Raw genomic sequence first — 5,363 nt, forward strand, 5'->3', positions numbered from 1 at the left:
TATGCACACCGTTCACCGGCCCTCCACGCCCGGCGTGCCGCCCGGCGCCGACCGCGACCGCGTCACCGCAGGTCACAGCGGTGTGGGCGCCCCGGGGGGGGGGGGGGGGGGGGGGGGGGGGGGGGGGGGGGGGGGTCCCCCCCCCCCCCGCGACTCAGCCTAGCCGACGGACCTGACGAATGATCAACTGGGGTTCTACCCCAGGGCTGGTGGTCGTACATTTCACCGGACACGGCAAGATGCAGCCATGCGAAACGCGACTGGCGAACGAGCAACACTGGCCGTCTTCCTGTCCGCGGCACTCGCCGTGCTGACCGTGGGCTGCGCGAGCACCGGTGACGGCCCATCCGCCGACACTCCTACCAGCGGCGTCACCTCCTCCCCCGGCGGGGTCAGCGTGCGTATCGCCGGTATCGACCTGGCGATAACCGACGCCGTCGCACACCTCGACCGCTCCGGCGGTGGCACGCTGGCCATGTCCGTGCGGAACAACAGCAGTGTGCCGGAACACCTTGGCATGGTCGCAACGTCTACCGACGGGAGAGGCGTGCTGGTCGGGGGCAGTTCCACGGAGGGAAACGGGTCACTGTCCCCCGCGGGAATCCTGCTGCAGCCGGGCACCACCGTCACCTTTGAAACCAACGGAAACGGTCCGAGTGTGGAACTCCCTCAGGCGCAGAGCACGGAGGCTCGGCGCACACTGCCGGTCACGCTCCAGTTCGGGGTGGCCGGGCTTGTTCACCTCGAAGCGCGCGTTTCCACGGACTGAACGCCGGTCCGCAGGAGCCGGCCTCAGGTGCCCGGGTTCGGCACGTGGCGGCTGAAGGCGTGGCGGTAGGCGGTCGGGGTGGTGTCGAGTGCGCGGCGGAAGTGCGTGCGCAGATTGGCGGCCGAGCCCAGGCCGGAGTCACGTGCCACGCGGTCGATGGAGTGATCGGTGGTCTCCAGGAGCTCGCGTGCCAGGCCGAGCCGTGCGCCCACCAGCCACCGCAGTGGCGTTGTGCCCGTCTCCTCGGTGAACCGGCGCATGAAGCTGCGTTCCGACATGTCGGCGTGGCGGGCGAGCTGGGTGACGGTGAGTGCCTCGTCCAGGCGTTCCAGGGCCCATGCCCGTGTGTCCGCCAGTGCCGTGTCTCCGGCGTCCGCGACGGGTGCGGGTACGTACTGGGCCTGACCGCCCTCGCGGTGGGGTGCGGCAACGATGCCCCGGGCGATCTGGTTGGCCGTCACCGCGCCCAGGTCGCGGCGCACGATGTGCAGGCACAGGTCGATGCCGCAGCACACCCCGGCCGAGGTGAGGATGTCGCCCTCGTCCACGTAGAGCACGTCGCGGTCGACGTTCACGGCGGGATAGGTGCGTTCGAGTTCGTCGGTGTACTGCCAGTGCGTGGTGGCATGGAGCCCGTCGAGCAGGCCGGCTGCGGCCAGCACGAAGGCGCCGGTGCAGATCGACACCACGCGGCGGCCCCGGTCATGGGCCGTGGTCAGCGCGTCGAGCACCTCATGCGGCAGTGGCTCTTCCCGAGGCCGGAATCCTTGCCCGAACCCCGGGACGATCAGTGTGTCGGCCGCGTCGAGGCCGTCCAGGCCGCCGGTGACGGCCAGCGCGAAACCGCTGGTGGTGGGGACAGGACTTGCTGGTCCGCATACGGAGAGCTGGTACGGGGTTTCCGCGCGGGGAGCGAAAATCTGCAAGGGGATGGCCAGGTCGAGCGGCGCCATCCCCTCCAGGGCCAGTACGGCTACTCGATGGACAGTCATGGCGTCATCCTAACGAAACGTGGCATTTCTGCCACTCGCTGAGGGGTGGCTCCCGCGGCGAGGCTGGATGCCATGACCGGATCTGTTTCCCAACCGGCTCCCGGGTCGGCTTTCGGTGAGGCGAGCGACGCGACGGGCGATGTGACCTCCCTGCCCGACACTCCGCTGGCTCGCGCCGCGCTGAGCCTCGTGACCGGTACCGAATCGCCCTCCATCGCCAACCACAGCATCCGTACCTACCTGTTCGCGCGACTGGTTGCCCGTCGCCTCGGGATGGTCGCGGGGCGTGACCACGACGAGCGGCTGCTCTTCCTCGCCTGTGTGCTGCACGACCTGGGGCTGTCACCCGAGGGCGAGCACACCCAGCGCTTCGAAGTGGTCGGCGCCGACCGCGCCGCGGAGTTCCTCACCGAACACGGACTGCCCGCCTCCGAAGTGGATGCGGTGTGGGAGGCCATCGCCCTGCACACCACGTCGCAGATCGCGGAGCGCCGCGGTGCGCTGTCTCTGCTGGTGCGCGAGGGCGTCTGCGTGGACTTCGGCGGCGTCATCGGCCCCGGGATCGCGCCGGACGCCGTGAGCGACGAGCAGGCACGTGAAATCCATGAGCTCTACCCCCGTCTTTCGATGATCAGCTCGATCGTCGAGGCCATGGCCACCCAGGCCGCCAAGCACCCGGCGAACGGGCCCCGTTACTCCGTCGGCGGAGAACTGCTCCGTGAGCGCGGCAATCCTCCCCGGATCACCCGCATGGAGGAGGCAGCGCTCACCTCCCGATGGCGCAGCTGACCGGACCGACAGCCACTCCTGCGGGCGCAGCACCGCCCGCTCACCACGAAAGGACTACACACCGTGAGCAAGCACGCCGTCAGCATCCCCGAGGACTCCGAAGTCTTCGGAACGACGACTGGTGGGTTCGCGCGTTTCGAGTACTCGGCTGCAGTCCGGGCCCACGGACTGCTCTTCATCGCGGGCCAGGTGGGGTACCGGCCCGACGGCAGCCTTCCCGAGACCATCGAGGAGCAGACCGAATGGGTACTGCGCCGCACCGAGGAGGTGCTGCGTCTCGAAGGGCTGGCCCTGTCCGACCTTGTTGAGGTGGTCAGCTACCACCCGGACATGCAGGAGCACTTGGCCGGCTTCCTCGAGGTCAAGAAGCGCTTCGTCAAGGAGCCGTTCCCTGCCTGGTCGATGATCGGGGTGTCCGGCCTGGCCCGGCCGGAGTTCCTGCTCGAGGTGCGGGCCGTCGCCGCCTACCCGGACGGTCACGCACGATAGCCACTTCGCCCGAACAATGACCAACGGCGCCTCTGCCGGCGGCCACCGAGGTCACCCCGATGCCGCTGCCGGCGTTTCTGCCCCGCTCCACCGAGGTGATGGTGAAACCCGCCCGTTCCTCCAACCAAAGCGCCTCACGGCACGGCGCACCCCCACAGCGTCCGGGCATCGGCGGCCTGGTACTGCTGGCCTCGATCGTCATGTCCTTCCTGGCTGCCTCCAGCGCGCCGACGCCGCTGTACGCGACATACGCGGCCGAATGGCACTTCTCGTCGATCACCACCACAGTGGTCTTCGGCGTCTACGCGATCGCCGTGCTGGCGTCACTGCTCGTGTTCGGACGGATCTCCGACCACATCGGACGACGCCCGGTGCTGCTGGCCGCGCTCGGCCTGCAGACCGCCGCGCTCGTGGTCCTCGTCACCGCAGGAGGCGTGGAAGCGCTGCTGCTCGGGCGGATACTCCAGGGCCTTTCCACCGGCGGCGCCCTCGGTGCGCTGGGGGCCGCGATGCTGGACATCGACCGGCACCGCGGTGCCCTCGCCAACTCCGCGGCCCCGGGCGTGGGCACGGGCACGGGCGCGCTGGTGTCCGGACTGCTGGTTCAGTACGCACCGGAGCCCACACATCTGGTGTACGTGCTGCTCATTGGGGTGTTCGTCATCCAGGGCGTCGCCGTGCTCCGCATGCCGGAGACCGTCAGCCGCAAGCCGGGCGCGCGCGCCGCCCTGGTCCCGGAACTGGCCGCACCACCCGGCGTGCGTGGGGCAGTGCTCGTGGCGGCGCCGATGCTCTTCGCCACGTGGGCGCTCGCCGGTTTCCACGGTTCGCTCGGTCCGGCACTCGCCCGGCAACTGTCCGGATCCGACTCGACGGTAACAGCCGGGCTGGGCCTCTTCCTGGTAGCCGCCACGGGGGCGCTGTCCGCCGTCGCATTCGGCCGTATCTCACCGCGTGCGGGCATGTTGCTGGGCGGCCTGTTGCTCGCGGTGGCGTCCTTGGCCACGCTGGCCGCCATCGACGGGGAGTCGACACTTGGATTCTTCGGCAGCACGTTCGTCGCCGGTGTCGGTTTCGGTGCCGGAACCCAGGGCGCAATCCGGACGGTTGTCACCCGCGCGGCGCCGGCCGAGCGGGCGGGAGTGATGTCCGTCCTCTTCGTCGTCTGCTACCTCGGCATGGGAGTGCCCTCGGTCGTCGCCGGAGTGCTGGTCGTGCACGGCGGGGGACTCCTCACCGCAGCCCGCGCGTACACGGTGTTCGTCCTCGTCCTCGTGGTCGCGGCCGTACTCGGACTGCTGCTGACGAACCGTTCGGCACGGTCCGGTGGATCCTCCGAGGCCGATCACGCCACGTGTGGGCACACGGCCCCTGCGTCGGCGGCCGCTGGTCCACCGACCGCCGAAGCGGGCCGCGCGAACTGAGGGTTCGGCGTGCCCGCGATCGCCTCCGCCCAGGTGTTGCACGACAACGTTGGCACAGGCCGCCTCGATCGGAGACGTCGTGGCGGAAGTCTGTTGAACAGGCAGTCTCACTCATCGCCGAAAAGAGCGTACGGCGAACAGAAGTGGACTGCTCCTCCCCTGCACTGCGAGACCAAGAAAGGACATGATGGTGATGTCCCTCAGCACTGTAGAAGTACCGGAAGACAACGAGGTTTTCGGGGTGACTGCCGGCGCGTTCGAGCGCTTCGGCTACTCAGCCGCCGTGCGCAGCAACGGGTTGCTGTTCATCGCCGGTCTGATCGGGCTTCGGCCGGACGGGACCTGCCCTGAAGACATCGAAGGGCAGACCGAGTGGGCTCTTCGTCGCACCGAGGAAGTACTGCGGCTGGAAGGTCTGCAGTTGACGGACGTGGTCGAAGTCGTCAGCTACCACGTGGACATCCATCAGCACCTAGCTGGCTTCCTGGACATCAAGAGCCGCTTCTTCAGGGACTCTCGGCCGGCCTGGTCCATGATCGGGGCAAGTGGGCTCGCCACGCCTGGGCGGCTGATCGAGATTCGCAGCGTCGCCGCCTATCAGTAGCGGCCGGGCGGTGCGGATTCCCGACCTCTAGGCCGCCGTTCCACTCACCTCCGGCACGCCGCCGTCACGTGACGTCCGGTCACCGCGGTGGCAAAGCTGCCCGGCAGGTCCACGACCACCTGCCGGGCAGCCCTCGCTCCGGCGGAGCGCGAGGTCAACGCGTTACTTTCGCCAGCCGGGTGACGGTCGTGAGGCCGCGTCCGGTGTGGGCGTCGAGGGCGTGCAGGATCTCCTCGACGCTCTGCCTGGCGTCGCCGAAGAGCATGCTGCTGTTCTCGCGGAAGAACAGCGGGTTC

Annotated in this window: 6 protein-coding genes; 5 read left to right on the forward strand and 1 reads right to left on the reverse strand. The window is 69.1% G+C overall.

Translation table 11 applies throughout. The annotated features are described in order from the left end of the window. Positions 1-247: 247 nt before the first annotated feature. Positions 248-769 carry a hypothetical protein gene (locus ACZ44S_RS39005; RefSeq protein WP_466938239.1) on the forward strand — a complete coding sequence of 174 codons (522 nt, stop codon included), beginning with the start codon at positions 248-250 and terminating at the stop codon, positions 767-769. A gap of 23 nt (positions 770-792) precedes the next feature. On the opposite strand, the gene ACZ44S_RS39010 is transcribed toward ACZ44S_RS39005, so the two are convergent. Then, positions 793-1,761, reverse strand: a complete 969-nt coding sequence (locus ACZ44S_RS39010) for a GlxA family transcriptional regulator (RefSeq protein WP_466938241.1) — start codon at positions 1,759-1,761, stop codon at positions 793-795. A gap of 72 nt (positions 1,762-1,833) precedes the next feature. Here ACZ44S_RS39010 and ACZ44S_RS39015 point away from each other — a divergent pair, with 72 nt between their 5' ends. The 4 genes from ACZ44S_RS39015 to ACZ44S_RS39030 all read left to right on the forward strand — a co-directional run bounded on the left by ACZ44S_RS39015 (position 1,834) and on the right by ACZ44S_RS39030 (position 5,067). Further along, complete coding sequence (locus tag ACZ44S_RS39015; protein WP_466938244.1) at positions 1,834-2,550, forward strand: HD domain-containing protein; 717 nt, start codon at positions 1,834-1,836, stop codon at positions 2,548-2,550. 63 nt (positions 2,551-2,613) lie between these two features. After that, positions 2,614-3,039 (forward strand): RidA family protein, encoded by a 426-nt coding sequence (locus ACZ44S_RS39020; protein ID WP_466938247.1) that lies wholly within the window; start codon positions 2,614-2,616, stop codon positions 3,037-3,039. A gap of 59 nt (positions 3,040-3,098) precedes the next feature. Next, positions 3,099-4,463, forward strand: a complete 1,365-nt coding sequence (locus tag ACZ44S_RS39025; RefSeq protein ID WP_466938250.1) for an MFS transporter — start codon at positions 3,099-3,101, stop codon at positions 4,461-4,463. Positions 4,464-4,647: 184 nt separating this feature from the next. Beyond that, entirely contained in the window at positions 4,648-5,067 is a 420-nt protein-coding gene (locus ACZ44S_RS39030; protein WP_466938252.1) for a Rid family hydrolase, read from the forward strand. Positions 5,068-5,363 lie beyond the last annotated feature (296 nt).

The organism is Streptomyces malachitofuscus, from assembly GCF_055571035.1.